The sequence below is a fragment of the Streptomyces sp. NPDC088812 genome (assembly GCF_044750285.1).
GTDB lineage: Bacteria > Actinomycetota > Actinomycetes > Streptomycetales > Streptomycetaceae > Streptomyces.
Genome location: NZ_JBIVJP010000033.1, coordinates 73,648 through 99,813, shown reverse-complemented (window position 1 = coordinate 99,813; position 26,166 = coordinate 73,648). Strand labels below are relative to the sequence as shown.

Sequence of the window (26,166 nt, the reverse complement as noted above, 5' to 3'; positions counted from 1 at the left end):
CAACTCCAGCGGGTACTTCCTCGGTGCAGGCATCGTCTGGGCTCCTCTCGTGAAACCCATCTGACCCTCTGTCACCTCTTCCCGCATCTCGGGGGAACCTCAACCACCGGCCAGGTCAGTACCCTGACCGACTCGGTGGCCGGTACCTACACCGCCGCCTACGACGCGGACGGCACCCTCACCACCGAGACCCTGCCCGGCGGCTACACCCTGACCCTCACCACGAATACCACCGGTCAGGAAACCGCCCGGGAGTACACCGACAGCTCCGGCACCACCGTGCTATCGGACGCGGCCGACTACACCGTGCACGGCCAGCAGTACGGTCACACCCAAACCGACGGGACGACCACCGAGTCCGTCTACGCCTACGACGATGCCGGGCGCCTGACCCAGGCCACCGACACCACCGCGAGCAGTTGCACCACCCGCGCCTACACCTTCGACGCGTCCAGCAACCGCACCGCCCTGACCACCACCTCGGACGACTGCGACACCAGCACCTCCGACACCGAAAGTGCAGCGGTCAGCTACAGCTACGACAGCGCCGACCGCCTGGTCAACACCGGTTACGCCTACGACGCCTTCGGCCGCACAACCACCGACGGCAACTCCGGCACCACCCTCACCTACTACACCAACGACCTCGTCGCCACCGAAACCCTCGGCACCAGCCGCAACACCTGGGACCTCGACGCGGCCGGCCGTCTCGCCGTCCAGACCACCGCCAACACCAGCGACAACGGCACCACCTGGACCACCGACACCACCACGACCAACCACTACGCAGAGAGCGGCGACAGCCCCACCTGGACCAAGTCCAGCGACGGCACGATCACCCGCAATGCCCAGGACATCACCGGCTTCGCCGCCACCACCAGCGGCACCGGCGACGTCGTCCTTCAACTCGCCAATGTTCACGGCGATATCACCGTCCAGCTCCCCTTGGACGACACAACCGCCGCGGCCGTCCAGAACTACGACGAATACGGCAACGCGCTCAACGGAATCACCGCCACCACCTACGGCGCCCTCGGCTCCTACCAGCGCTCCAGCAACACCCTCACCGGATACACCCTCATGGGGGTCCGCCTTTACGACCCCACCACCGGCCGCTTCCTACAAGAAGATCCGGTCTACTACGGGAGCTCGAATCTTTATGAGTACGGATCCGGAGACCCCGTCAATAATTACGACCTGAGCGGAAACTACCTGGTGGCCGCAGCGATCATCGGACTGGAAGCTTACGCCCTATGGTCTGTGGTCGTCAGCGTCCTGACGTGGCTCGGGATCATCGGCGCCACATACGCTGTACTCAAGGGTGGCGTCTGGCTCTTCAAGAACAAGAGCAAGATCACCCCAAGCCAGTCTCCCATCTGGAAGAGATTCAAGTCTTACAAAGGCAAGACAAAGACCAACGGAAAATCAGGAAGCAAGCGCCGGTACTACGAGTGGGATTACACTCACGGCGACATCGAGATGTACGGAAGCGGGAAAAAGCACATGGGGAGCTTGGATCCGATAACCGGCGAGAAGTACAAGGGACCCGTCAAGGGAAGGACGTTGAATAATTAATGGAAGAATTCACCACCTTCGTCGAGGATGTCTTGGCCGGCAAAGCCTCGGTCGAGGATCTCGAAAGGTACCACGATTCTTGGAATGAAAACACACTTTCGCTTTCCCTCCATGAATTCCTGGGGTTCCTGTGGGCAGAGTATGCCGTGTACATGGAGCTGGAAGAGGCGAAAGAATATGTCATCAGAGCTCGTAGGCTAGGGCAGGACCTGCGCACCTACCTGAAGCCCCGCAGGGATGACGGACAGGAGGAACGGGAAGTCTGGCAGGAGATTGCGCGCTTCCCGCAGCCCTGGGAAGCGCTGGAGCGCGGGGAGAGCGGTGAGCCCTGGCGCATCCCTCCAGGGCCGGTGCACCCTGACACGGCAAAGTTGATCACCAGCTTGCCATGGTAGCTGTCGGTAGTGGGCGGTACACCACAGCGGGTCGACACCGCCCACTACCCCTCCGGAGACCCGCACGGCCCCGGCGAGTGCCTGGATCGTCCCGGCCCGGGGTGTCGATCTCTGTGGTGGGCCGCGGAAGCAGGTGAACACGGCACCTGTGGATCATGTAGTTCTCTACGCTGCAAGATCCACGTAGGTGCCGTGTTCCCCTGTCGCTGTCCCCGTGCCTCATGCTCCCTGCCTGGAAGCCCTCGGTGAGGGTACCGCCAAGGAGCAAGTCCGCTGCCTGGTCGCCGAGTTCGAGTCGGTCACCGATCCGAGAGGGGCTTGCGGAGTGCGGTACCGGCTCTCCTCGCTGCTGGCCCTGGTGGTCTGCGCGATGACCCCGTCCGGCCACGACTCGATCACCGCGGCGGCGGAGTGGTGCCGACGTGCGACGCCGGAGGAACTGGCCGCCTTCGGCCTGCCCTACCGCCCACTCCCTGGCCGCTACCGGGTGCCGAGCGAGAAGACCCTGCGCAGCGTCCTGGGGCCGCTCGATCCCGGTGAGATCGGCGCGGCCGGTTACGACTACCTTCGGCCCCTGCTGTCCGCACAGCCCCACCGGGCGGCCGCCCGCGCCGACCCGGTACGGCTCCCCGGCGGCGGACGATCGCGGTGGACGGCAAGTGCCTGCGTGGCGCAAGGCGCCCGGACGGCAGCCGGGTCTTCGTCGTGTCCGCCGTCCGTCACGGCGACGGTGTCACTCTCGCCTCCCGCGGGATCTCGGCTGGCGAGCGGCGTGGGACGTCTCCAATCGGCCCCACTGCCGCTCGCCTGCGGGTACGGCCATGGGATGGGCCACAGCAGACCGCCACCGAACACCTGTCGGCGCCAGTGATGGCCGATTCGGTGGGGCCGGTTGCCGACGTCGAAACCAGGCGAGACCCTGCGGCAGGAGCGAAGCCACATCAAGCCGACAGTAGAGGCCACGCGGTTCAGGCACATGCAAGACTGTCAGCGATGTTGGTCATACCGCGTCGGGTATACACGTAGATAGCCGATCCCGGCGCGACCTCGACCGAATCGAGCTTGAGTGTTGCGATATCTACGTAGGGTGGCCAGCTCGTGGTTGTCTCCGACCGCCACAGCCCGTCCAGCCTGACCCCTTCCAGGTTCGCCTGGCGCAAGTCTGCGCCAATGAAGTCATCCAAGAGGCTGCGGAGCGCTTCGTAGCTTGGGCGAAGATTCTCGTTCAGGCCGAAACGTTCGACAGTTTCTGCAATTAGGGCCTGCAATAGATCCTTGGCTCGCATGAGGGCCGCTTCCAGAACTGCGACATAGGGCATGCGCTCACTCTTTTCCACCCACTCAAATACGTATAGCAGGTCATTACGTGACCGCCTCCGCGGACCTCCCCCCGGTGACGCTGTATCCATGGCCGTGGCGGCGTGGCAAACGAAGACTTGGGACGGACCCTGCGCCGCTTGCGCCGCCTGGCCTCCCTGACGCAAGAAGAGCTGGCCGAACGCTCCAACGTGTCCGTCGACGTGATTCGCCAGCTCGAACAGCGGCGGAAGCACTCGGCGCGCCTTCCCACGCTGCACGCGCTGGCGAACGGTCTCGGCGTGGAGCTGACCACACTTCTGGGCGACCCGCCCGCGGTCTCCTCGTCGGGCGAGAACGACGGGCCACGCTTCGTGGCCGTGCGCCGCGCCATCATGCCCGCGCTCTGGGGGCCGGAACCGGAGCCACCCGGGCCCGACTTCTCGTCAGACCGTCTGCGTGAGCAGATCGCGGACGGCTGGACTCAATATCACGCCGCCGAGTTCGACACGGTGATGAAGGCGCTGCCCGACCTGATCGCGGATGCGCGCACCGCCACGGCCTCCGGGGACGACGACGAACGCAGGGCCGGTTTCGCGGCCCTGGGCAAGGCGCTTCAACTCGCCGGCCACGTCGCTGTGCGCATGGCGAAGACCGATCTCGCCTTGACGAGCCTCGAGCGTGCCATAGAGGCTGCGGAACAGTCCTCCGATCCGCTGCTTCTTCCGATGATCGTCAACTCCACGGCGTGGACTTACCAGCGGCAAGGGCGCCTTGAGGACGCCCTGGGTATCGCGCTCCGTGTCGCTTCCGACATGGCGGACGCAGGTCTGACCGAGACGGCCGACGGCCTGAAGGTGTGGGGCGCGCTGATCATGAGCGCCGCAACGTCCGCCGCGCGGAGCGGTGACTACGAGCGTGCGGCGGCGATGATGGAAGCGGCGGAAAGAAAGGCCGCCCACGTCTCCAAGCTGCCCGACGGAGGCGATCATCGCATGGTGAGCGTTTTCAGCCCGTCATCGGTGCGCATCGAGCGCGTCCGTCTCGCTGTTCAGTACGGGCATCCGCAAGACGCCCTGACGCTGGCCAAGGGAATGCGGCTGGGCAAGGACACCCCGCCGTCCTGGCGGACATGGCTGCTGCTGGACGTGGCCCGAGCCCACACGGATATCGGGGATGCGGCCGGAGCGGTGAAGACCTTGGAGTCTCTGCGCCGGGTGGCACCGACGTGGATGCAGCACCACACGTTGGCCGTGGCCATCGTGCGCGACCTGTGGGCGCTACCCAACCGGCCGCCGGGACTGCGGCCGTTGGCGGAGTTCCTGGGCGTCAGTGAATAGCGTGGTCGAAGTGGGACGTTGTGTCCCTGTCGGTGTCCCTGGCATGTCGCTTACATGAACGGACAGCGCCCCGGCGACCGCGCGAACGGCCCCGGGGCTTGGCCGATCTGAAAGAGCAGAGCGACATGCCGCAACCTACAACGCGGGCGCGTCCCACCGGCTACCCCGGGTACAGCGAGACTCTGCCGCGCGAGCCCGAGAGCGCGGGCGCGGCCCGGCGCCTCGTTCGCGTCGCGTTGGCGGCCTGGGAGCTGGACGAACTTGCCGATGACAGCTCCCTCATCGTTTCCGAGCTGGTGTCCAACGCGGTCCGGCACACACGGTGCCGTTCCATCCGTGTCACGGTCACTCGGCCGGATACGGCGCGGGTGCGCATCGGCGTCGTGGACAGGTCCAGGGCTCACCCGGAGCCCCGGCAGCCTGGCGCCGAGGACGAGAGCGGGCGCGGTCTCGCGCTCGTCAAGGAACTGGCCGAGGACTGGGGCACCGATCCGCTCCCGTGGGGCAAACGGGTATGGGCGGAGCTGCGAGCCGGAGTCTGCTCCGGGGCAGTCGACTGTGCGGCAGTCGGAGCGGCTGACCGTCGTGACGCCGAGCGAAGAGAGGCGGCAACGGCTGTAGACGGATGAGAAGCGCGGCCCGGTGAGGTGAGGCGGTGGGCGGGCTCACGCCCGGCGCGTCCGAGCGGCGGAGCGCCGAAGTGACCCCTTCACTCCGTGGACGCCGAAGTGACCCCTTCACTCCGTGGACGCCGAAGTGACCCCTTCACTCCGTGGACGCCCTCTTGACGCAGACCGGAGGCCGATCGACACTCGATGCGGGAATCCTAGTGAACAGGTAGGGATACATGGGGCGCCTTGAGCCGTTCGCCAGCCGAGCGAGCCGCACGGCATGGTCGTCGCCCCTTCTCACCTCCCGCCGTCACATCGATCTGCTGCGCGTCTGCAGCGCGATCGACATCCAGGGCTGAACCGGCCCGTCACCGCGCCGAGCCGGCCGGCCGTGCCCAGGGCACCGCCCGCCGAGGCGCGCGCGGACAGGGCCGCGCCCTCCCGCAAGCCGTCGCATCCGCCGCGCGTCCGTCCGCGCGCCCGCCCCAGGGGAGAGCCATGTCCTCCACGCCGCTGACCACCGACCCCGCCCACGCGTCCCCTCGCCCCGCCCCCTCGCCCGCCCCCTCGCCCGCCCACACCTCCGCCCGCCCCGTCCCCGCCTTCCGCGGGCGCATCGGCCGCGACGCGCGCAGCGGCCACTACGCGGTGCCGCGCCGCTACCGCCTCCACCTGTCACCGGCCGACCCCGACGGCCTGCGGATCGCCGTCACCCACAGCCTGCTCGGCCTGGACCGCGCCTGTCCGGTGACCTTCCTGCCCGCCGTCCCGGACTGTCCCGACGGCGGCCACTCCGCGCTGCGACCGCTCTACGACGCCAGCGCCCACCGCTACACCGGACCCGCCCTCGCGCCGGTCCTCAGCGACGACTGGTCCGGACGCATCGTCTCCACCTACGGCCCCGACATCGCCCGCGACCTGGCCCGGCACTTCGGCGGCGGACGTATCGCGCTGTACCCGTGCGGCCGCGAGTCGGAGATCGACGCCGTCGAACGGATGTGCGCGCAGGGTGTGGAGGAGGCGGCGCAGCACGCCGGAGCGGCCGGGGCCGGCGAGGCGGAGCGCGCCGCCGCGCTCGACACGCTGCTCGACACGCTGGGCGTGCTGGAGCGGGGGCTCGGCGCGCAGCCGTACCTGATCAGCGACCGGATCACCGCCGCCGACGTCGAGTTGTGGGTGACGCTGGTCCAGTTGGACACCGTGCACCGCCACCACCTGGACGCGGCCGCCGTGCACCGCGTCGCCGGCCACCCCGCCCTGTGGGCCTACGCCCGTCGCCTGGCCGCCCACCCGGCTTTCGGCGGCCACCTCGACCTCGACGCCATCAACCGCCGCCACCACGCCCGCTGCCAGGGCCTGGAGGCCGCCGGAGCCGCCGTCCAGATCCTGGACTGGGCCACCCACGCCACCCACTCCGCTCAGCCCATCCACTCCGCTCAGCCCATCCACTCCCCCCGGACCACCCCCGCCCCGGGCGCGCGGCCGCAGGCCGACCGACCCTGACCGCACGAGGAGTTCACCGAGGACGGGCAGCGCGTCGTCGTGCGTCTGGAGCAGGACGGCGCGCAGCGCGGGCTCGGTGCGGGGCGCACGGATGGGGCCGCACACCGCTCTCCTCGGGGGACGTGCCGCCACGGCGTGCGGGGCGAGACGTCCATCGCCCGGGCCATCGAACGGCACAGGCAGACATCTTGTCACTGAGTGACAGAGCCCTCTACTCTCCCGATGTGACTTACCAGTAAGTAAGAACACGGTCCGACCCTGCATGTCACTGGATGTCATGTACCTGATTATCCCGTACCTCCGGCCGGCCGCCCCGCCCCCTCCGGCCCTCGGCCCTCGGCTCCCGGCTCCCGGCTCCCCCAGCCTCCCCCGCCTCCCAGCCCTCCCCCCACCCCCACCGGAGTCGCCATGCCCCCCACCGCCAGGCGCACCTTCCTCGCCGGAGCCGCCGGGATCGGAGCGGCGAGCCTGCTCAGAGCCCCCGCCGCGGCCGCCGCGCCCACCCGCGTGACCCTGACCAGGGAAGAGCACCGGGCCGTCGTCATCGGCTCGGGATTCGGCGGCGGCGTCGCGGCGCTGCGGCTGGCCCAGGCGGGTGTCCCGGTCACCGTCCTGGAACGCGGCCGGCGCTGGCCGACGGGACCGAACGCCGAGACCTTCCCCCACGTGTCCGGACCGGACAAGCGGATGCTCTGGTACGGCACTCTCCCGGAAGCGGTCCGCCCGCTCGCGCAACTGCTGGGCACACCACTGGACTTCACGCCCTACGCGGGGCTGCTCGAACCGGTGCTCGGCCGGAACATCCTGGCGGTCTGCGCGTCCGGCGTCGGCGGCGGATCCCTCGTCTACCAGGGCATGACCCTGCAACCGTCGGAGGCGGTGTTCACCGCCTGGCTGCCCGAACAGCTCGACTACCAGCGGATGAACCGCGTCCACTACCCGCGCGTCGCCCGGATGCTGAGCACCGCCACCGCACCCGACGAACTGATCGCCACTCCCACGTACCACGCGGCACGGGTCTTCGCCGAACGCGTCCGCGAGGCCGGCTACGACCTGGAGAAAATCCCCATGCCGATCGACTGGGACTACGCCCTGGCCGAACTGCGCGGCGAGATGAAACCGTCGTACACGAACGGGGACTGCGCGCTCGGCGTCAACAACGGCGGCAAGCACTCGGTCGACGTCACCTACCTGGAACAGGCCGAGGCGACGGGCAACGTCACCGTCGCCACGCTCCACAACGTCACCTCCGTCGCCCGCGCCCAGGACGGCCGCTGGGAGGTGCGCGTCGACCGGACCGACGACGCGGGCACCGTGGTCGAGCAGAAGATCCTCACCACCCGCGCCCTGGTGATGGCGGCCGGCAGCCTCAACACCAGCAGGCTCCTCGTCCGCGCAGGCGCCATCGGCGCCATCCCCGACCTGCCCGACGGCCTCGGCGAGGGCTGGGGCACGAACGGTGACCGGATCTACGCCTGGACCGACCTGGAGGAGGACTTCGGCGCCGAGCAGGGCGGTCCCGTCGTCTACGGCAGCAAGGACTGGGCCGACCCGGCCACCGCCAACACGATCATCCAGGCCTCGCTCCCACCGCTCGGCATCGACACGAGGACGACGATGCTCGTCGGCTTCGGGGTGAGCGCCGACCGCGGGCGGTTCCGCTACGACTCCCTCACCGACTCCGTGACACTGCACTGGCCCCTGGGCGGCGACAGCGCGAGCCACCGGCAGATCCATCGGCGGGTGTCGGCGGTCGCCGGCGGCCTCGGTGTCCTCACCGACACCAACTCCCTTGTCAACAGCACCTGGCACCCCCTCGGCGGCGCACCGATGGGCACCGTCTGCGACCTGGAGGGCCGGGTGAAGGACCAGCCCGGCCTGTACGTCCTCGACGGCGCCCTGATCCCGGGCACCACCGGCGCGTGCAACCCGTCGATGACCATCGCCGCCGTTGCCGAACGGGCGATGGACGCCATCGTGGCCCAGGACGTCGGTACCACCATCTAGTGCCGCATCAGGCAACGTTCGCCCTTTTGACTACCTCGCGGAGACGTTCGTTGGCGGTGTTTTTGTTCCGCCAGATGATGTACCGGCGGATCATGCTGCCCTGCTCCTTGTGGCTGGCGTGGTCGGTGCCGTCCAGTGCGAAGTAGCGCAGGGCGGTGAACTGAGCCTCGATGCGGTTGAGCCAGGAGCTGTTGGTCGGGGTGTAGGCGAACTCGACGTTGTTGGCTGCGGCCCAGTCACCGACCCGGCTGTCCTTCTTCGTGGTCAGGTGCGGGGAGTAGTTGTCGAGCACGATCGCGATGTGGATCTTCGGCGGGTAGAGGCTGCGCAGGTAGCGGCAGAACTCCAGGAACTTCGTGCGATTCTTCGTCGGCTTGATGTGGCCGTAGAGCTTGTCCTTGCCGAGGTCGTAGGCGGCGAACAGGTGTCTGACCCCGTGGGGGCGGGTGTAGGTCGCCCGCCGGCGGGGCCTGGGCTCCCCGGTTGGGGTCCTTGTGCTTCCCGCAGCGCTCGGCCCACTACCGCCCGGGGTGGGGCTGGAGGTTGAGTGGCCCGAACTCGTCCAGGTGCCGGGCACTGTGATGTCGTGTCAGCTCAAATGCCGGGTGAAGAACCGCAGCGAGCTGTCCACTTCGAACGACGGCACATCGCCGTGCTTGCCGGGGTTGGCGTGCAGCGTCTTCTCAGCCGAGGCCAGGGCGTCGAACAATGCCAGGCTCTGGTCCCGCGGCACCATCTGGTCGTCCCACTGGACCAGAAACTGCACCGGCACGATGATCCGTGAGGCGTCTTCGGCCAGTCCGTGCACGCCAAGCAGGCCCAGCACCGCGGCGCGGATCCGAGGCTCTGCGGCGATGAGCGGGATGCCGAGCCCGCACCCCATCGACATGCCGCAATAACCCACCGGGCCGACGCCGACCTGGTCGAGGCGCTGGACCGCGGTCAGGACCGCCTGCCAGTCCGCGACGGCCTGACCGGCCAGATGGCTGTGCATGCCAGCGACCAACACGCCCGGATTCTCACCGGCGGCCATGCCGGCTCGCATCTGGGCCGCGATCCGGCCGAACTCATCGTCTTGGGGTCGATCGCCGTGGTTGGGTGCGTCGATCGCGACGACCGCGAACCCCTCGGCGGCGTAGCGACGCGCACGCGACACGGTGCCGGGGGCCGTCTTGTGCTGCCTGCCGCCGTGACCCAGCAGAATCAGGGGACGAGTCCCGCGGGCGTCTTTCGGCGTCCACAGCACGCCGGGGATCTCGTCGAGGGTGAAGAACTGTTCGGTGACGCCGTCCGACGACGTCTGGGACGTGAAGCGCATCAGCGTTTCAAGCCTTTCGGGATGCCTTGTGCGGGCGCTCCCTAGGCCATGCGAAGGAGGGAGCCCCGACCTGTAACAGCGTTGATCGGACTCACCTCCTCGAATTCGCAGTACTGCACGGCGGCGCCGAAGGTACCACGAAGATCATCACTCGCGCCTCACTGGGGCGAAAGTTGCCTGACGCGGCACTAGTACGGGGACCGCGCCGGACTTGCTGCGCACTGGTACGGGGACCGGGCCGGACCGTCGCGCATCTGCGGGCCGGGCGACGTCTTCCTCACCGGATACTGTCCATTAGCCCCCCCGGTTGGCCTAGTGCCGGGCCATGCCCTTTGCGCCTGAATACCTGCAGCGCCTTCCGGAGAGGCCGCCCGCCGGCTGCTGCTGGAGGTGATGGGGGACGCCGACGCAGTGCACCTGCGCACCGTCCTCGCCCACCTCCAGCGGAGGGGGCAGTGGGAGGGCCGCAAGGTGGCCGACCTGCGCGCCGCTTCGGAGGCCCTGGGCATCCCCGTTCACCCCAAGGTGAAGGTGCCCGGCAGCAGGAGCCCCACGAGGGGTGTGCGTCGGGTCGACCTGGCCCCCTCCCCCGGCGGCGGCCGAGGAGACGTCTACGGCACCATCTACCGCCGCCTGACCTGCACGTCTACCAGCGCATCTACCGCGATCTACCGCTGGTCTACGGGGGCTGTCCACCCCCGAACGACCTCCTCCCCATTTATCACGATCAGGTGAAGCTTCCCCTTTCGGCGCAACCGCACATCGTCTTTTCAAGTCGGACATCCGCAATACACAAACGATCCCTCGGGGGGACACGTGAGCCAGCAGTACCCGCAGCACCAGCCGAATCAGCCCCACCCCCAGCAGCCGGGCTACGGCGGCCCCCAGACCCCGCCCGGCTACGGCGGCCCGCCGTTCCAGCCGCTGCCGCCGAAGAAGTCCAACGTCGGCAAGATCATCGGCCTGGGATGCGGCGGCCTCGTCGGCCTGTTCATCGTCATCGGCATCATCGGCGCGGCCCTCGGCGGCAGCAGCGACAACGAGTCCAGCAGCTCCACCGACGACAAGCCCTCGGCCTCGGCCACCAAGGCCGACGAGCCTGCCGCCGCTGGCGAGCCCAGCGCAGCGGCCAAGACCGAGGAAGCCAAGAAGGACACGCCGAAGGTCGTCACCTTCAAGGTCTGGGGCACCGCTCCCGCCGGCGCCCTGGGCCCGCTCGACATCACCTACGGCTCGGACAGCGACAACCGCAAGGGCACCTTCAAGGACGGCAAGTTCGAGGCCACCCTGCCCCTGGACGACGATGCGCTGTACTTCAACGTGATGGCCCAGCTGCAGGGCTCGGGAGACATCAACTGTTCGGTCACCGTGGACGGTCACACCGAGAAGGGCCACGCGTCCGGCGGGTACAACATCTGCAACGCTCAGGCCAATGCCGGACTCCTCGGCGGCTGGGACTGATCGTCTGCCACGCTGGTGGCTGCGCGCCGGGTAACGCCTGGCACTGAAGGCCCGCCGTCGCCCCCCGCCCGGTGGGTCTTCCCTTTCCCGGGTCACAACCGGGTGACAGTGCCTTCACGCGAGCCGCACATGCGCGCATGATTCACACCACGCACCAGCACCACAGGGGGGGACCCATGGCCAACACCACTCCGCCGCCACCGCCGGGCTTTCCGCCGCCGCTCCCGCCTCAGCCGCCGGCCCCGCCGAAGAAGTCCCGCACCAATGCGATCATCATCGGATCAGCGGCCGCAGTCATCGCCGCAGTTGTCGTCACCGGCGTCGTGGTCGCGCAGGCCAGCGGCGACGGCGACAGCAAGCCGGCCAGCACCACCGCCGCCGAGTCGAGCGCCCCGGTCGGGGACGCCGTGACCGCCGCCGCGGAGGAGGAGTCAGCGCCGGTGTACGCCGAGCTCGGCGTCGACAGCTTCACGATCGAGCTGCGCACCACGGAACGGCAGTGCTTCGGGTCGGCGGGCTGCAACGTGACGGTCGAGCCGGACCTGACCTACACGGGTATCGAGGACATCGACCCGGACGCGGTCTACGACATCACCTACGAGATTCACGGTGACGAGTCCGGCACGGTCATCGAGACGGCCGAGCTGTCGAATCAGACGAGCCTGAACTACACGCCGACCTCGATCAGCACCGCGTCGTCGAGCACGAAGGTGACCGTGGAGATCACCGACGTCGTGGCCCAGGGGGGCTGAGGCGTCGCAGTCGAGTGTCGAGCGGCCCCGCACCGGGCTCCGATGCTGTTGGTTAATCCGGGGCCTCGCGTGACGTCGGCCTTCAAGACCCGGTTGTGGTCTTGAAGGCCGACGTTGTCGTATGGGGTGGTGCGGATGTCGATGCAGGCGAAGGGATCTGGGGAGGTCCCGGCGGAGACGGTGCGGGGGGCGCGGGCCGCGTTCCCGAAGGGGAGCCTGGCGATCCGGGTCCGGGACGAGCTGGGACCGCTGTTCACGGACGAGGAGTTCGCGGGCCTGTTTCCAGTGCGGGGCAAGCCTGCCTGGTCGCCGGGGCGGCTCGCGCTGCTGCTGGTGTTGCAGTTCGTCGAGGGACTGACCGACCGGCAGGCGCGGAGGCAGTGCGGGCCAGGATCGACTTCAAATACGCCCTCGGCCTGGAGCTGGACGATCCGGCGTTCGACTTCTCGGTGCTGTCGGAGTTCCGGGACCGGCTGGTGGAAGCGGATGCCGGGCGGCGGATGCTGGACGGCATCCTGATCGCGGCCCGGGAGAAGGGCCTGCTCAAGACGGGGGGCCGAGCCCGCACCGATGCCACACATGTGCTGTCGTCGGCGCGTGAGCTGTCCTGGCTGGAGATGGTGGCCGAGACCCTGCGATCAGCGCTCAACGCGCTCGCCCAGGCCGCCCCGGACTGGCTGGCGGAGGTTGCCGAGCCGGACTGGTTCCGGCACTACGCCACCAGGGCCGAGGATTCCCGGTTTCCCAAGGCCCGAGCCGAACGTGACGAGGTGGGCTTGCGGATCGGGACGGACGGGATGCGCCTGCTGGCGGCGGTCCTAGCCGCAGACGCACCGACCGGTCTGGGCACTCTGGCCGAGGTGGAGACCTTGCGGCAGATGTGGGTCCAGCACTTCCACCTGGTAGAGGGCGAGGTGAGGCGCAGGGACCCAAAAGACCGCTCGCCGAGCGCGACGCGCCTGGTCACTCCCTATGACACCCAGGCCCGCGGCAGCGTCAAACGCGACACCCTGTGGGACGGATACAAGGTCCACCTGACCGAGACCTGCGAGCCGGACGCGCCGAACCTGATCACGAACGTGGCCACCACCGTCGCCACCGTCCACGAGAGCGTGACAGTCCCGCAGATGCATGACTCACTGGCCGGACGGGACTGTCTGCCCGGTGAGCATTGGGTCGACGCCGGATACCTACGGCCCCCATCGCCTTCAGACGGTGGGGGCCGTCTCGTCGTACGCGGAGCCAGCTGCTACCGCAACTTGCCGCGGCCACCCCCGGGCGCGGCGGCGGCACGGCGCCCGCGGGCGAGCCGGTGCGGCCGCGGCCGGCGCGGCTCGCCCTCCAGGCCCACAGCCCGCCGCGCCAGCTCGCCCAAGCGCTCCTCGGACAGACCGGACATCGCGGTGGCCTCATGGACCGCAGCCTCGCAGCCAGGGCTTGAGCAGTGCGCCGGGGACACCGCCCGCCCGGAGGTGGGGTGCTCGGGCGGCAGATAGATGACGCCGCACCCGATGCAGACGTAGATCGGTCGCATGCTGCTCTCCTGTCAGCTGATGCCGCTGCCGTGGCACTGCGAGCACGCGCCGGTCCACCGGCGCGTCACCGGAGTCTGGTTCCCGTCCTTGTCGGTCTCGACCGTGTGCTCTTGGTGTTCGGTCAGACTGGATCCGCCGCAGGCGGAGCAGCGCTCGTCAGGCATACGATCAGGATGCCCGATACGGTCGGCTCGCGTCAGGCCCACCGCGAAGACTGGCGGCGCCCCGGGCGACAAGGCGAGGTCAGACCGCCTGCTGTGTGTCGCTGAGTCACACGATCGGGTGAGCGACCTCGGCATGGTCAGGCGCCGACCTGGCGCCGTACACCGCGAAGCGCCCGCGCCCACGGATATGCCTTGGGGTCACCCTGCTTCGGCGGATGCGACTCGTATCCGTCCGGCCCGTCAAGGACGAGGACGCCCTGTTCCCGCAGCGCTGTGACCGAGCTCACGACCGCGGGCTGCGCGCCCTGCGCCCGGTTGAAATAGGGCATGGCCGCCACTGGCACTCCCATGTGCACTGCCTCTGACGGCAGCCCGCCAGGGTGTCGCTGATGCCCGCGCCCCACTTGTTCAGCGTGGTGCACGACATCGGTGCCACCAGCATCGCAGTCGCCTTCGGCAGCGCGTCCTCCTCCCACGGCAGCTTGTACTGCGACCGCACCGGGTGCCCGGTCAGGTCGACGAACTCCTGCATGCGCGGCTCCCACCACCGGGCCGCGGATGGGGTGAGGATCAGACACACGTCCCAGCCGTCGGCCTGGGCGGCGCGGCCATTGCAACCCGGTGCCCGGCCTGCCGCTCACGAGACAGACCGGCCAGCGCCTCGGGGTCGAGGCCGTCAGCGGCTTTGAGCGCGGACCAGCCGTCTTCGAAGCGGAGCAGCATGTCCACCCGGTGCAGGCCGACGTTGGTGGGCCCGAACATCGTGTAATCCTCATCGCGGTCGCCGCCCTGTCTATTGGCTACGTCGTCGGCTTCGTCGACGTAGCTGCCGGCAGCGCGGACCCTGACGGTGGTCCGCTCTTGCGAGGACGCGGCCAGAGCAGCGGACAGGTAAAGCATGCCGAGGGTGGACAGACCGAGCGGTCCCCGCTCGACCAGGCCGTTGGACAGGCGCCGCGCAGCGGCCGTTGCGAACTCGACGGCAGCCTGCGGCCGCTGCTGGTACACCAGACTCTTCGCTATCCGGCGGGCAGCAGCGCCCGTCTGTACCGGGTCCCCGACCGCTCGGCCGCGGTCAACGCCCGGTCGGCGGCGAGCGCCGCCTGGATCGCCGCGGCCAGCCCGTACTTATGCAGGTACGACGTCACCAGCTGGTAGACCGGGACAGCAGCGCCTGCGCACTGGACTGCTCGCCGACGGGTGCGGCGTGCGCGGCCCGCTCGGCACCTGAGATCAGGGCGGGCAGTTCCCGGGCGAGCGTGGCGTAGTGGCATGCCTGAAATGCCTCGCAGCAGTAGACGAGCCGACGGCGCAGGGTGGTAGTCGCGGGCGGGTCGTCGTCGCCAGCAGGGGCGTAGAGGGCGTCGATGACGCCGAGGGCCTCAGCTGGTGGGGCAGCGGCTGCGGGAGGCGGGGGCTGGCTGTCGGACAAGAGTCGCTCCAGGGGGACGCGCAGGGGCCGGTTCGGCGAGCCTTTCCCATGACAGCTTGCGTGCACGTCGTGTCTCGCGCATGTGGTCGCCGATGGCCTGGCGGCGGGCGAGTACCCAGTCGGGGTCGGGCGGCAAGGCGGATGGCACCCGCCCACGCTGTCCGTTTCATGATCCGCTGTCTGTATCGCCGACCGTACATTCGCGGAACCAGTACGCGCCGGTAACGCAAGCCCCCACCGGCTAAACACGCGTTCGGATGACGTGATCATTGACCTATTGTCAACCGGAAACCATCCGTCCAAGGATGACTGCACCTCCACATACCTCCCACACTGCACAGCGACAGGCGACACACATGACCGATGAGCAGGCCCACACCCCGGGCCTCGTCCTCACCGACATCCAGCGATCCCGTATCGACTTCGCCCGCCGCGACCTTGAGTCGGCCCGCGCCGAGGACCTCGCGCAGCTACCCGCCGCCTGCCTCATCCTGCTCGTCGAGCGGATGCGGGGGCGCCTGGACGACATGCTGAAGCTGGTCGACGAGATCACCGAGCCGGGTCCGCCCGGCCCGACGTAATGCGGGCCGGACGACGTCGCCTGAGTGTCTTAGCGACACTGTCCCCCGATGGTGACGTCGCCCGGCCCATCCCCCGCCGCCGGACTGGTCGGTGTGCCCGCGTGGCCGCGGGCCGTGCTGTCACCAGCACATGACGGCCGTCTCGCCCGACCCCCAGCCGGAGTACAGGCGTACGCGGACGAAGTAGCGGCGGCCCCTGACGAGGCGGGCCCTGATGGTGGCGTTGTGCTCGGTGCCGCCGTCGTCCCGTCCCGCGAGGAAGCGGGGCTCGCCGTCGCGTTCCTCGAAGACCACGACGACGGAGTCGCTCGCGCCGAAGGTGCCCACGGCGTACTCGCGGGTCTCCGACGGCTCGACGGTGAAGTCGGCCTGCTCGCCCGGCCCCAGCGACAACGCCGCCGAACGGAACGGCGTCAGCGCGGGCGGCCGGGGTGTGTCCAGGGGCGGGTACCAGCGGAGCGCGAACTCCTTGTCCAGGGCGGACAGTCCGCCGGGGGTGTGCACGCCCCCGCGGAACTGCTCGGGCTCCAGGATCAGCCCCGCCGCGAACGGGTACTCCATGACGGACTGCGGGTCCCACACCGAGCCGTTGACCTCGGCCGGGTCCAGCTTGCGCAGGATGTTGAAGAAGGTGCGGTCCCGGCTCCAGAAGTTGGGTGGGCCCGCCAGATCGGCGTACACGGCCTCGTCGTCCCAGTGGATGCCGGCGAACGGGCTCTGGTGCTCGTGCTGCATGCCGAGCGCGTGCCCGATCTCGTGCAGCGCCGTCGCGCGCTCCCCGGGTGCTGTCAGGTCCCACCCGAAGTTCATGGTGCGCTCGTGGAGGCCCGGCAGCAGCGCGTCCCGGCCCACGGCCGACCAGGAGCCGTCGCCCTGCTGGAAGCCTATGCGCAGTTCGGCCTCCGAGCGGTCGAAGACCTCGGTGAACCCGATACCGATGCCGAGGTCCCGCCACTCGCGGAAACAGTCGCGCACCACGTCCCGCTGTGCGCGGCCGCCGACCCACGAGACCCGGCGGGTGCCGGCGGACCCGGGGACCGGGATCACGGATCCGTCGGTGTCGCCGTCGAAGAAGTAGTAGTGCAGCACGGTGCCGTTGACCCACATCCGGCGTCCGCCCATGAGCGCACCGACCCGCTCGGCGGCCAGCCCCGGGGCGAACGCGGGGGCCGGCTGCTGCGCGAGCGAGCAGTAATGGGCGGTCATGGGCTCCAGGGTGCCCCGGGGACCCGTCCGGGGGCCTGAGTCGGGGCCTACTCAAGTCGCCCTGTATCAGGCATGAGTATGCGGACTCCTGTGGATGTGACGACTTCCGTACGTGCCGCCCGCACCCCCCGGCCGCTCTCCTCGCCGGACCTCGTGCCGGTCCCCCCGACGCTCCTCCCGCCGCGCTGCGGTCCGGTCCGGCCGCCGGCCGCGTCGTCCGCTCCGCCGCCGCCCGCGTCGGTGTCGCCGTCGGCACCGTGGACGTTCACCGGCCGGGAGGAGGAACGGGAGCTGGTCCGGCGTTCGTCGGCGGCCGGCCGGCCCGGCATCGTGGTGACCGGGCCGGCCGGCTGCGGCCGCACCAGGCTGGCCGCCGAGGCGGTCCGCGGCACGGACTGCGTACGCGTGGCCGGCACCCCGGGGACACGGGGCACCGCGTTCGCCGCCTTCGCCCATCTCCTGCCCGAGGGCGTCACCCTGCACCGGGCGGTCCAGCTCCTGTCCGGCGTACGACTGCTGCTGGTCGACGACGCCCACCTGCTCGACGACTCCTCCGCCGCCCTCGTCCACCAACTGGCCGTCCAGGGCCGCACCCGCCTGCTGGTCCTCGTCACGGACGGCGCCCCCGCGCCCGGCGCCGTGACCCGGCTGCGGACGGGCGAACTCCTGCCCCGCCTCGCCCTGGAGCCGCTGCCCCGCGAGGAGACCGCCACGCTGCTGGCCGAGGCCGCCGGCGTCCCCCTGGAGCCCCTCACCCTCAACCGCCTGCACCACCTGTCCGGGGGTGACCTGCGCCTGCTGCGCGACCTGCTGGAGGCGCTGCGCGAGCAGGACCTGCTGGCCCGGTCCCCGGACGGGGAGGGGAGGTGGCGCGGCCGGCTTCCCCTCACCCCCGCCCTGCGCGAACGCGCCGCGCCCGTCCTGACCCGCGCCTGCCCCGGCGAACGGGAGACGCTCGACCGCCTCGCCTTCGCCGAGCCGCTGCCGGTCCGCGTCGACGACCTCGATCTGCACGTCCTCGAACGTCTGGAGTCCGACGGCCTGGTCCACGCCGACGACGACACGGCCGTCCGCCTCGCCCACCCCCTGCACGGCCCCGTGCTCCGCGCTGCCGCCGGCCGGCTGCGGGCCCGCCGCCTGTCCGCCACGCGGGGGCCGCTCGGCCCGGCCCTCGAGGCGGAGGCCGCCGGCCTGACGCGCCGAATCGCCCGGCTGGACGTCCGCACGACGCCCACGCCGGTGGGGGAGTGGCTGGTGGCGGAGGGCGAGCCGGTCCCGCCGCCGTACGCCGCCGTCCGCGCGCGGTTCGCCCGGCTGCGCGGCGAACTGCGCGACGCGGCCGCCTGGGCGGGAGAGGGCCTGGCCGGCGCCCCCGACCACGACGAGTGCCGCCGCCAACTTGCCCTGTCCGCCCTCCAGTCGGGCGAGGAGTCCGGCCCCGGCGCCCCATCCGGCTCTGGCACCCCACACGGCTCCGGCGTCCCGTACGGCTCTGGCACCCCACACGGCTCCGGCGTCTCGTACGGCTGTGGCACCCCACACGGCCCCGGTGTCCCGGACGGCCCCGGTGTCCCGTCCGGTCCCGATGGCGCGCATGGCGGCGGTGTCTTGTGCCCCGGTGTCCCGTCCGGTCCGGATGTCGCGTGCGGTGCCGGCGCCTCGGGCCCCGGTGTCCCGTCCGGACCCGATGTCCCGCGCGGTGCCGGCGCCGCGTGCCCCGGTGTCCTGTCCGGCTCGGGCGCTCGCCACGGCCCGGACACCCCGCACCGCCCCGACACCGGTCGCGGCCGCCGTCTCACGAGCCCCGCAGGCGATCCCTACGCCGCCTACGACGCCGTACGCCTCGGCGCTCCCGAGCGTGCCCTGCCCCTCCTCCCGGCCGGCGGTGTTCTCGCGCGCCACGCCGACGCGCTCGCCCGCTCCGACGGACCCGCCCTCGACGAGGTCGCCCGGGAACTGGAGGAACGCGGCTTCCTGCTGTTCGCCGCGGAGGCGTACGCCCAGGCCGTGCGCGCCCATCGCGACCCCAGCGCGGCCCGTACCGCCCGCACCCGTGCCGTCGCCCTGGCCCGCCGCTGCCAGGGCGCCCGCACGCCGGCCCTGTCCGGCCTCGTCCTCGGTGAACTCACCGCCCGCCAGCGGCAGATCGTCACGCTGGCGGCGGCCGGCCTGAGCAACCGGCAGATCGCGGAGCGGCTCACCCTCTCCGTCCGCACCGTCGGCAACCATCTGTACAGCGCCTACACCCGCCTCGGCGCGAGCGACCGGCGGGCGCTGCCGTGGCTGGTCGAACCGGAGCGCAGGCAGCCGGCCTGACCGGCGGGCCGGCTCCCGCCGAGGGACCTCAGGCCGAGGGACCTCACGCCGCTCCGAACGCCGTGAACGCCCATCCCGTCGCCCGGTGCGACGCGTCCCCCGGCAGCGCCGCACGGGCGTCGCGCAGCGCCTCCGCCAGCGACAGGCCGCGGCTGAGGCCCTGGTGCAGGGCCAGCATCAGCACCACCACCGCCTCGTCGTTCACCGGCGCGCTGCTCGCCACCACCCCCGCCGTGCCCAGCGGCAGCAACGCCGTGACCAGACCGAGGAGTTCGTCGGCGCCGACCGAGGCCATGCGGGCGGTGTCGCAGCTGGAGAGGATGATGCGGTACGGGCTGCGGGCGAGGCGTTCGAAGTCGTGGACGATCAGCGGGCCGTCGGCCATCCGCAGCGACGAGAACAGGGGGCTGTCGGCGCGGAAGGTGCCGTGCGCCGCGAGGTGGGCGAGCGCCGCGCCGTCCAGTTCCTCCAGGACGCGCGGCACGCGCGCGTCCGCCTGCTCCAGCACCGTCGGCCTGCCGTACCGCCCGGCGACCTCCGGCACCTCCGCCCCGCCGGTCGCCAGGCCCGGACCGCGCACCAGGACGTGCCGGCCGCCCGGCGGCGGCTCGGTCTCCCGGGCGCGCAGCCAGCTGCTCGCCGACGGCGACACGCTGAGCACCCGCTCCCGCAGCGACGGCAGCAGCGCCCACGGGACGCGGTGCAGCCGCGCCGGCGGTACCACCACCACCGGACCGGAGCCCAGCCGGCCCGCGGCCTTCCCGAGCAGCAGCTCCTCCAGCCGCCGCCCCATCGCCTCCACCACCGGCAGCCGGCCCTCTGCCCTGGGGTGGGCGAGGCGCCGCAGCGCGGCCTGGACGTGCTCGGCCTCCCGCTCGGCCTCGGCGAGCGGCCCGCCCGTGAACCGCCGTACCCGTCCGTCCCCGCACAGCAGGATCTGCACCCGCCCGTCCAGGACGGCGAGTTCGACCAGCCGCCCGGCCCCGAGCCGCTCCAGCAGCCGGCCGGCGTCGAAACGGTGGCCGTCGCCGGGCGCGTCCCCGCGGATGTGCAGGGTGCGGGAGCGGACCTCCCGCTCCAGGCGCCGCTGCTCCCGCTCCAGGGCCGGCACCGGACGGCCGTCCATCCGCGCGCTCTCCGCGCGCGCGGCGATCTCCCGGAACGCCGTCAGTCCGCTGAGCAGCGCGGGGTCGGCGGGCGGGCGGGTGGGCGGCGCCGACAGCACCGTGGCCCGCCACCGCTCGCTCCACGCCAGCAGCTGCCGCGGTCCGCCCCGCTCCAGGGTCACCTGCTGGGCCAGCGCGGCGAGTTCGGCGCCCTGCGCGGTCGCCCGGGCGCGCAGCTCCGAGGCGCCCAGCGTCGTACGGTGGTCGTCCAGCACGTCCAGTCCGCGCCGGCACGCCTCCAGGACGCCCCGCTGCGACCCGGTCGCCCGCGCCCACAGCGCCTGTGCCGCCCAGCCCGTCATCCGGGCCAGCGGCGGCCCGCTGCGCCGGCTGCGCGCGGCGACCGCCAGGTACCGTTCGGCGTCCGCCGTCCAGTCCAGGTCCAGCGCGATCCGGCCCGCCAGCAGCCACGCCTCCGGCGCCGCGGGCGCCCCGAACCCCGACAGCCGCTCCGCCACCCGGACCGCGTCCGCCACCAGCCGTCCCGACCCGCGTCCGGTGGCGACCCGCGCCTCGATCAGCACCAGCTGGGCGTGCGCCTCCCACCAGGTTCGCCGCTGCCCGGCGAAGAGCCGTACGGCCAGCGCCGCCCGCGCGGTCGCCGTCCCCGGATCGCCCGCCAGCCGCGCGGCCCGCGCCGCGGCCAGCAGCAGCTCCGCCTTGCGCGTGGACTGCCCGCCGATGCCGTCCAGCACCGCGATCGCGGCGTCCGCCTCGGCCAGCGCCTCGGGCGCGAGACCGGCCGCCATCAGGACCTCGCAGCGCCGGATGTTGAGCATGAAGGTGGGGGTACCGAGCTTGGCGTACCGCTCCTCGGCCTCGTCCAGCAGCCGCAGCGCCGCCGGGACGTCCCCCGAACGGAACGCGGCCAGGCCCCGGCTCTCCACCGCGTCCGCCTTGTCGTGCTCCTGCCCGGTGGTGTCCCACAGTGCCTCGGCCGCCGTGAAGTCCGCGTCGGCCTGCTTGATCGCCCCGAGCGCGAGATGGACGGTGGCGCGCAGGGTGAGGGCGCGCGCCGTCCAGATGACGTCGTCCGCCTGCCGCAGCACGGGGACGGCCCGGCGCACGTCCTCCAGCGCCTCGCGGTGGTGGCCCAGCACCCACCAGGAGTAGGCCCGCCGGTACAGCACGCGCGCGCGGGTGTGGCCCGTGCCGCGTCCGACGCCCCGCTCGAACGCGGCGAGCCCCTGCCGGGTGCGGCCGGCGTGCACCAGCGCCACCCCGAGGGTGGCCAGGACGTCCGCCTCGCGTTCGGCGGAGTCCGCGCGGGCGGCCAGCGCGCGGGCGCGCCGCAGGTGGTCCAGGGCGAGCCGCATGTCGCCCCAGTCCCGCTGCCAGATACCGATCACCTGATGGGCGACGGAGGCGCGCAACGGCGTCGGATCGGTGTCGAGCACGCCCTCCGCCCGCGCCAGCGCGTCGTTGGGGGCGGCGAACACCATCGGCAGCAGTTCGAGAACCGTGTCGTTTCCCGCTGTCACTCCATGGATGGTAGTGGCCGCGGTTGTCCGTCCCACAGGGTCGGCGGCGTATCAGGCCGTACCAAGCGGAAGGCACATCGACGGGATCGGTGCGCCGGGGAGCGTGCGCGGGGGCGTGCAATCGCAACCGCACCACCCCTCGCTGTCGTCGCACCACCTGTATCAGACGACGGCCCCGCGGCTCTGACTGACGACCACTGGTCTCAGGGGAGGACACGCCATGGCACCACAGCGATTCCACGAGCAGTTCGGCCAGATCCAACGCGCGCTGCCGGACGTCCCCTTGGCGATGGGACCCGACGACTCCGCCGAGTTCATCTACGAGAAGGGCGTCGTCCTCGCCCGCGACGGCGAGGAGGCCCAGGTCGTCGAGGACGCCGTCCGCGCCCACTTCACCGAGGCGCCCGACCTCGTGCCCGACCACGTCCGCCGGGCCGGCCCGCAGGCCAACCGCTCGGGCATCACCCGCATCCGCGTCGCCGACCCCGGCGAGGGCGCGAGCGGGACCGACCGCGCCGTCGCCGGGGCCCTGCGCGCTCTGCGCGGCGCCGAGAACCGGGCGGGCCGCCGGCTCGTCAGCCGCAACCACGTGGTGTCCATCGCCGTCAACGCCTGCCCCGGCGACGAGCCGGTCCCCACCACCGAGCCGCCCAACCCGGCCGCGGCGCAGACCGCCCACGACCCCGCCGGCGCGGTGGGCGTCCTCGTCATCGACACCGGCCTGATGCACGACCACCGCTCCTACCCCCCGCTCGCCCACACCGGCGGCGACGCGCAGGTCAAGGAGACGGACGAGCACGGCGTCCTCCAGCAGTACGTCGGCCACGGCACCTTCATCGCCGGACTGGTCGCCGCCGTCGCCCCGAACACCGACGTCACCGTGCGGGGCACCCTCAACGACGCGGGCGCCGTCCTCGAGGACGACTTCGGCGACAAGCTCTTCGAAGCCGTCGAGCAGGGTGGCTGGCCCGACATCATCAGCCTGTCCGCCGGCACGTCCAACGGCCGCGTCGACGGCCTGCTCGGCGTCGCCGCCTTCATGGAGGAACTGCGCACCCGGCCCACCCTGCTGGTCGCGGCCGCCGGCAACAACGCCAGCGCCACCCCGTTCTGGCCCGCCGCCTACGCGGCCCAGCCCGACTACGCCGACGCGGTCGTCTCGGTCGGCGCGCTGCGCGGCGACGGCGAGTTCGGCGCCTGTTTCAGCAACCACGGCCCCTGGGTGCGGGTCTTCGCCCCCGGCGAGCGCCTCGTCAGTGCCCTCACGGGCTTCGACAGCCCCGTCCCGTACGTCTACCAGCACTCCACGTACGACGACTGCCGCTACGGCTTCACCTACCCCTGCCCCTGCCGTTCGCCGCGCCACACCGGCGTGCTCAGCGAGGAGCGGGCGGCCGGCTCGGGCAAGCCCGACCAGGTGATGTTCGAGGGGCTCGCCTCCTGGAGCGGCACGTCGTTCGCGACGCCCGTCGTGGCGGGACTGGTGGCGGCGCACATGACGGCGCACGGCGAGAGAGACCCGCGCGCGGCGGCGCGTCGACTGCTGGCCGCCCCGGCCGACTTCGCCGAGGTGCGCGGCTCCCACGTACCGGTGCTGCGCCCGCCGACCTGGCGTCCCGCACCGGTCGCACAGCTCGCTCCCTCGGCGTGAGGCCGGCATGAGGTCCGACGCCGCACCCGCCACGGCGTACGATGACAGGCCGTACACGAGGGGTGGGACCGTGGACCGTAACGAAGTCGGCGCACTCGTCCAGGCCGCCGTCGACGGTGACACGGCGGCCTGGAAGGCGCTGGTGGAGGGGCTGAGCCCGCTGGTGTGGTCCGTCGTGCGCGCGCACCGGCTCTCCGAGGCCGACGGCCACGAGGTGTACCAGACCGCCTGGTTCCGCTTCGCCCAGCACCTGGGCCGGATCCGTGAGCCGGACAAGGCGGGTTCCTGGCTGGCGAGCACCGCGCGCAACGAGTGCCTGAAAGTGATCAAAAGCCTGCGCCGGCTGACCCCGACGGACGACCCTCAGCTGCTCGACCGCGTCAGCGAGGACCGCACGCCGGAGCAGTCGGTGCTGGACTCCGAGGAGGCGGCCGCGCAGAGCGAGCGCGTCCGCCGCCTCTGGCAGGAGTTCGAGGCGCTCGGTGAGCGCTGCCGGCAGCTGCTGCGGGTGCTGATCTCCTCGCCGCCGCCCAGCTACCAGGAGGTGTCGGCCGCACTGGGCATCGCGGTGGGCAGCATCGGACCGATGCGCCAGCGCTGTCTGCGCCGCCTGCGCGCCCGACTCGACGCACGGGGAGCACTGTGAACGGTATGGACGGCACGGAACGCACGAACGACACGGACGACACGGACGACACGGACGACATGGACGACACGGACGACACGGACGGCGGTCCCGACGGCATGGGTGACATGGACGACAGGGACGGCGGCCCCGACGGCACGGCCGGCAGGGCCGACGCCGCCGCCTTCGACGACGAGGAGTTCGACCACGGCGCTCTGGAGGAGGAGCTGCGCGAGGCCGCGGCCATCCTCGACCCGGTCCCGGCCGAGCTGCGCCAGCTCGCCGTCGAGGCCTACGCGCTGCACGACCTCGACGCCCAGATCGCCGAACTCACCTTCGACTCGCTGGTCGACGCCATCCCGGTCCGGGGTGCCGTGGACGTGCCGCGGATGCTCACCTTCCACTCCGGCGGCCTGACCGTCGACGTGGAAGTGACCACGCACGGACTGATGGGCCAGCTGCTGCCGCCCCAGCCCGCTGCCATCGAGGTCCTGGACGGGCCCCGCTCCGGCGCGGCCCTCACCGCCGACGACATGGGCCGCTTCGCCGGCGACGCCCCGCCCGCCGGTCCCTTCGCGCTGCGCCTGCGCACCGGCGGGGAGGTGGTCGTCACGGAGTGGCTGCGCGCCTGAGCCGCCGCTTTGCCGGCGGGCTTGCCGGTCGGGGAAGCGGCGGCTCAGGCGTCGATCAGCTCCGGCCCCTACCCGGGAATCGGAGTGCTCTCGCAGCCGAGGTCGACGCGGCTGCGGACCACGAACGAGATGCTCGCGGTGTTCTCCCAGAGGTTGTTGATGTTGGCGAACAGCCACCTCGTCGTCAGGCTGTGGTCGGCCGACGACAGCGTGGCCGTGCGCCCCTCCGTCCCCGGCCTGATCCGGAACCGCACCGCGGTGTTCCCCAGCTTCTGCGGCGGGGTCTCCACGGCGCTCGGCGTCGTCCCGCTCAGACTGCCCGGTCCGGCCACCGACTCCACGTCGGCCACCGCCATGACCGATGCCAGATTGACCCGGTGGGTGTGGTATTGCGCCCCCACGGGGTTGCGCGTGGTGTCCGGACGCCAGTTGAACGTGAAGGTCGTTCCGGGCGCGATCTGCCCGCCGAACGGGTTCGGCCACGCCGATTCGTGGATCGTGCCCTCACCCAGCCGGGCCCCCAGCACGTTGCGCCAGTAGAACCTGGGGTTGAGCGCCGCGTCGCCCGCCTGGATGCACTGCGTGTCCACCGCCGCCGCGGCCTGCTCCGCCGTAGCCCGCGCTGCCGCGGCAGCGCTCCCCGGCAACGACGACGCCAGCAGCGTCGCCGCGATGAGCACCCCCCAGACCGTACGCTGCCCGTACTCCCCGCCGCTGCCGCGGCATCGGCACGTCGGCACGCCCGCCGTGGTCCGCCGGACGGTTTCCCGTTTCGTACACGCTCCAGCCCCTCTCCGCTGCACGGGCCGCTGAGCCCTGGTCGGGGCGGACCCGTTCGATCATGCGTACCGACACCGGGCACACCGGGGGTACTCGATGCGGCCGGCATGCAAGTGCGGACGGGGGCGTACCGGTGGAATCTCCATATCCCCCGACGCATTCACCCGAATGCCGCATCGGGGCAGGTGGGCGCGCACCTGCCGAAACCGGCGTTCCGCCTGGTGGCGATGTGCCGTCGAGTGTCAATCCGAGGGCCGTGAAGTCACCCTGGGAGAGGGTGAGCACGTGGAAGGCGAGGGGGACTTTCGGCCGTGACGGCGGGGGCGGATGTGATCTCTG

At 71.4% G+C, this 26,166-nt stretch carries 25 protein-coding genes and 3 pseudogenes; 17 read left to right on the top strand and 11 right to left on the bottom strand.

Translation table 11 applies throughout. The features are described from left to right. The 3 genes and pseudogenes from ACIP67_RS40100 to ACIP67_RS40090 all read left to right on the top strand — a co-directional run. On the top strand, positions 1-1,575 hold a 1,575-nt coding region (locus ACIP67_RS40100; RefSeq protein WP_401698870.1), incomplete at its 5' end, for an RHS repeat-associated core domain-containing protein. Then, positions 1,575-1,970: a hypothetical protein gene (locus ACIP67_RS40095; protein WP_401698868.1), complete on the top strand. Its 396-nt coding sequence runs from the start codon at positions 1,575-1,577 to the stop codon at positions 1,968-1,970. The genes ACIP67_RS40100 and ACIP67_RS40095, both read left to right, overlap by 1 nt. Positions 1,971-2,157: 187 nt before the next feature. Next, positions 2,158-2,732, top strand: a pseudogene (locus ACIP67_RS40090) (transposase family protein); the annotation flags it as partial. 206 nt (positions 2,733-2,938) lie between these two features. Here the strand turns inward: ACIP67_RS40090 and ACIP67_RS40085 are convergent. Then, the gene (locus tag ACIP67_RS40085; protein ID WP_401698865.1) at positions 2,939-3,289 is read right to left on the bottom strand and encodes a hypothetical protein; all 351 of its coding nucleotides are present in this window, start codon (positions 3,287-3,289) and stop codon (positions 2,939-2,941) included. 102 nt (positions 3,290-3,391) lie between these two features. On the opposite strand from ACIP67_RS40085, the gene ACIP67_RS40080 reads away from it, so the two are divergent. The 5 genes from ACIP67_RS40080 (at position 3,392) to ACIP67_RS40060 (ending at position 8,727) form a co-directional block, all read left to right on the top strand. Further along, positions 3,392-4,606 (top strand): helix-turn-helix domain-containing protein, encoded by a 1,215-nt coding sequence (locus ACIP67_RS40080; protein WP_401698863.1) that lies wholly within the window; start codon positions 3,392-3,394, stop codon positions 4,604-4,606. A 125-nt stretch (positions 4,607-4,731) separates the two neighbouring features. Further along, positions 4,732-5,235, top strand: coding sequence for an ATP-binding protein (locus tag ACIP67_RS40075; protein WP_401698881.1), 504 nt, complete (start codon positions 4,732-4,734; stop codon positions 5,233-5,235). 218 nt (positions 5,236-5,453) lie between these two features. Then, positions 5,454-5,576, top strand: coding sequence for a putative leader peptide (locus ACIP67_RS40070; RefSeq protein ID WP_385071512.1), 123 nt, complete (start codon positions 5,454-5,456; stop codon positions 5,574-5,576). A 139-nt stretch (positions 5,577-5,715) separates the two neighbouring features. Next, entirely contained in the window at positions 5,716-6,720 is a 1,005-nt protein-coding gene (locus tag ACIP67_RS40065; protein WP_401698860.1) for a glutathione S-transferase C-terminal domain-containing protein, read from the top strand. A 408-nt stretch (positions 6,721-7,128) separates the two neighbouring features. Beyond that, entirely contained in the window at positions 7,129-8,727 is a 1,599-nt protein-coding gene (locus tag ACIP67_RS40060; RefSeq protein WP_401698858.1) for a GMC family oxidoreductase N-terminal domain-containing protein, read from the top strand. Positions 8,728-8,734: 7 nt separating this feature from the next. On the opposite strand, the pseudogene ACIP67_RS40055 reads toward ACIP67_RS40060, so the two are convergent. Both ACIP67_RS40055 and ACIP67_RS40050 read right to left on the bottom strand, forming a co-directional pair. After that, positions 8,735-9,293 (bottom strand): annotated as a pseudogene (locus tag ACIP67_RS40055) (transposase); the annotation flags it as partial. Between the two features lie 23 nt (positions 9,294-9,316). Beyond that, complete coding sequence (locus ACIP67_RS40050) at positions 9,317-10,045, bottom strand: dienelactone hydrolase family protein (protein ID WP_401698855.1); 729 nt, start codon at positions 10,043-10,045, stop codon at positions 9,317-9,319. Positions 10,046-10,438: 393 nt separating this feature from the next. On the opposite strand from ACIP67_RS40050, the gene ACIP67_RS40045 reads away from it, so the two are divergent. The 4 genes and pseudogenes from ACIP67_RS40045 to ACIP67_RS40030 all read left to right on the top strand — a co-directional run. Beyond that, on the top strand, positions 10,439-10,780 hold the full coding sequence (locus tag ACIP67_RS40045) for a hypothetical protein (protein WP_401698853.1): 342 nt from the start codon (positions 10,439-10,441) through the stop codon (positions 10,778-10,780). Positions 10,781-10,861: 81 nt separating this feature from the next. After that, positions 10,862-11,506: a hypothetical protein gene (locus ACIP67_RS40040; RefSeq protein ID WP_401698850.1), complete on the top strand. Its 645-nt coding sequence runs from the start codon at positions 10,862-10,864 to the stop codon at positions 11,504-11,506. Between the two features lie 176 nt (positions 11,507-11,682). Further along, the gene (locus ACIP67_RS40035) at positions 11,683-12,258 is read left to right on the top strand and encodes a hypothetical protein (RefSeq protein WP_401698847.1); all 576 of its coding nucleotides are present in this window, start codon (positions 11,683-11,685) and stop codon (positions 12,256-12,258) included. A 135-nt stretch (positions 12,259-12,393) separates the two neighbouring features. After that, positions 12,394-13,448 (top strand): annotated as a pseudogene (locus tag ACIP67_RS40030) (transposase); the annotation flags it as partial. A gap of 356 nt (positions 13,449-13,804) precedes the next feature. Here ACIP67_RS40030 and ACIP67_RS40025 read toward each other — a convergent pair. The 5 genes from ACIP67_RS40025 to ACIP67_RS40005 form a co-directional block, all read right to left on the bottom strand. Further along, a complete protein-coding gene (locus ACIP67_RS40025; RefSeq protein WP_401698845.1) occupies positions 13,805-13,957 on the bottom strand; it encodes a hypothetical protein in 153 nt (50 codons plus the stop codon). A 283-nt stretch (positions 13,958-14,240) separates the two neighbouring features. Next, entirely contained in the window at positions 14,241-14,537 is a 297-nt protein-coding gene (locus tag ACIP67_RS40020; RefSeq protein WP_401698843.1) for a hypothetical protein, read from the bottom strand. After that, positions 14,528-14,965, bottom strand: coding sequence for a hypothetical protein (locus ACIP67_RS40015; RefSeq protein ID WP_401698840.1), 438 nt, complete (start codon positions 14,963-14,965; stop codon positions 14,528-14,530). The genes ACIP67_RS40020 and ACIP67_RS40015 overlap by 10 nt, the downstream gene beginning before the upstream one ends. An 11-nt stretch (positions 14,966-14,976) precedes the next feature. Continuing rightward, positions 14,977-15,105, bottom strand: a complete 129-nt coding sequence (locus ACIP67_RS40010) for a hypothetical protein (RefSeq protein ID WP_401698838.1) — start codon at positions 15,103-15,105, stop codon at positions 14,977-14,979. Next, positions 15,102-15,389 carry a hypothetical protein gene (locus ACIP67_RS40005; RefSeq protein ID WP_401698836.1) on the bottom strand — a complete coding sequence of 96 codons (288 nt, stop codon included), beginning with the start codon at positions 15,387-15,389 and terminating at the stop codon, positions 15,102-15,104. Before ACIP67_RS40005 ends, ACIP67_RS40010 begins: the two co-directional genes overlap by 4 nt. A gap of 356 nt (positions 15,390-15,745) precedes the next feature. Between ACIP67_RS40005 and ACIP67_RS40000 the strand changes: the two genes are divergently transcribed. Beyond that, positions 15,746-15,970, top strand: coding sequence for a hypothetical protein (locus tag ACIP67_RS40000; RefSeq protein ID WP_401698833.1), 225 nt, complete (start codon positions 15,746-15,748; stop codon positions 15,968-15,970). A 120-nt stretch (positions 15,971-16,090) separates the two neighbouring features. Here the strand turns inward: ACIP67_RS40000 and ACIP67_RS39995 are convergent, their stop codons facing one another. After that, positions 16,091-17,176 (bottom strand): M12 family metallopeptidase, encoded by a 1,086-nt coding sequence (locus tag ACIP67_RS39995; RefSeq protein ID WP_401698830.1) that lies wholly within the window; start codon positions 17,174-17,176, stop codon positions 16,091-16,093. 240 nt (positions 17,177-17,416) lie between these two features. Between ACIP67_RS39995 and ACIP67_RS39990 the strand changes: the two genes are divergently transcribed. Beyond that, positions 17,417-19,492: a LuxR C-terminal-related transcriptional regulator gene (locus ACIP67_RS39990; protein ID WP_401698878.1), complete on the top strand. Its 2,076-nt coding sequence runs from the start codon at positions 17,417-17,419 to the stop codon at positions 19,490-19,492. Positions 19,493-19,535: 43 nt separating this feature from the next. Here ACIP67_RS39990 and ACIP67_RS39985 read toward each other — a convergent pair whose 3' ends face one another. Further along, positions 19,536-22,100: a CHAT domain-containing protein gene (locus tag ACIP67_RS39985; protein ID WP_401698876.1), complete on the bottom strand. Its 2,565-nt coding sequence runs from the start codon at positions 22,098-22,100 to the stop codon at positions 19,536-19,538. A gap of 259 nt (positions 22,101-22,359) precedes the next feature. Here ACIP67_RS39985 and ACIP67_RS39980 point away from each other — a divergent pair, with 259 nt between their 5' ends. The 3 genes from ACIP67_RS39980 (at position 22,360) to ACIP67_RS39970 (ending at position 25,047) form a co-directional block, all read left to right on the top strand. Continuing rightward, positions 22,360-23,790 (top strand): S8/S53 family peptidase, encoded by a 1,431-nt coding sequence (locus tag ACIP67_RS39980; RefSeq protein ID WP_401698828.1) that lies wholly within the window; start codon positions 22,360-22,362, stop codon positions 23,788-23,790. Positions 23,791-23,797: 7 nt separating this feature from the next. Continuing rightward, positions 23,798-24,436, top strand: a complete 639-nt coding sequence (locus ACIP67_RS39975) for an RNA polymerase sigma factor (protein WP_389521988.1) — start codon at positions 23,798-23,800, stop codon at positions 24,434-24,436. Between the two features lie 98 nt (positions 24,437-24,534). After that, positions 24,535-25,047 carry a hypothetical protein gene (locus ACIP67_RS39970; RefSeq protein WP_401698874.1) on the top strand — a complete coding sequence of 171 codons (513 nt, stop codon included), beginning with the start codon at positions 24,535-24,537 and terminating at the stop codon, positions 25,045-25,047. A gap of 68 nt (positions 25,048-25,115) precedes the next feature. On the opposite strand, the gene ACIP67_RS39965 is transcribed toward ACIP67_RS39970, so the two are convergent. Next, positions 25,116-25,727, bottom strand: coding sequence for a hypothetical protein (locus ACIP67_RS39965; RefSeq protein ID WP_401698825.1), 612 nt, complete (start codon positions 25,725-25,727; stop codon positions 25,116-25,118). Positions 25,728-26,166 lie beyond the last annotated feature (439 nt).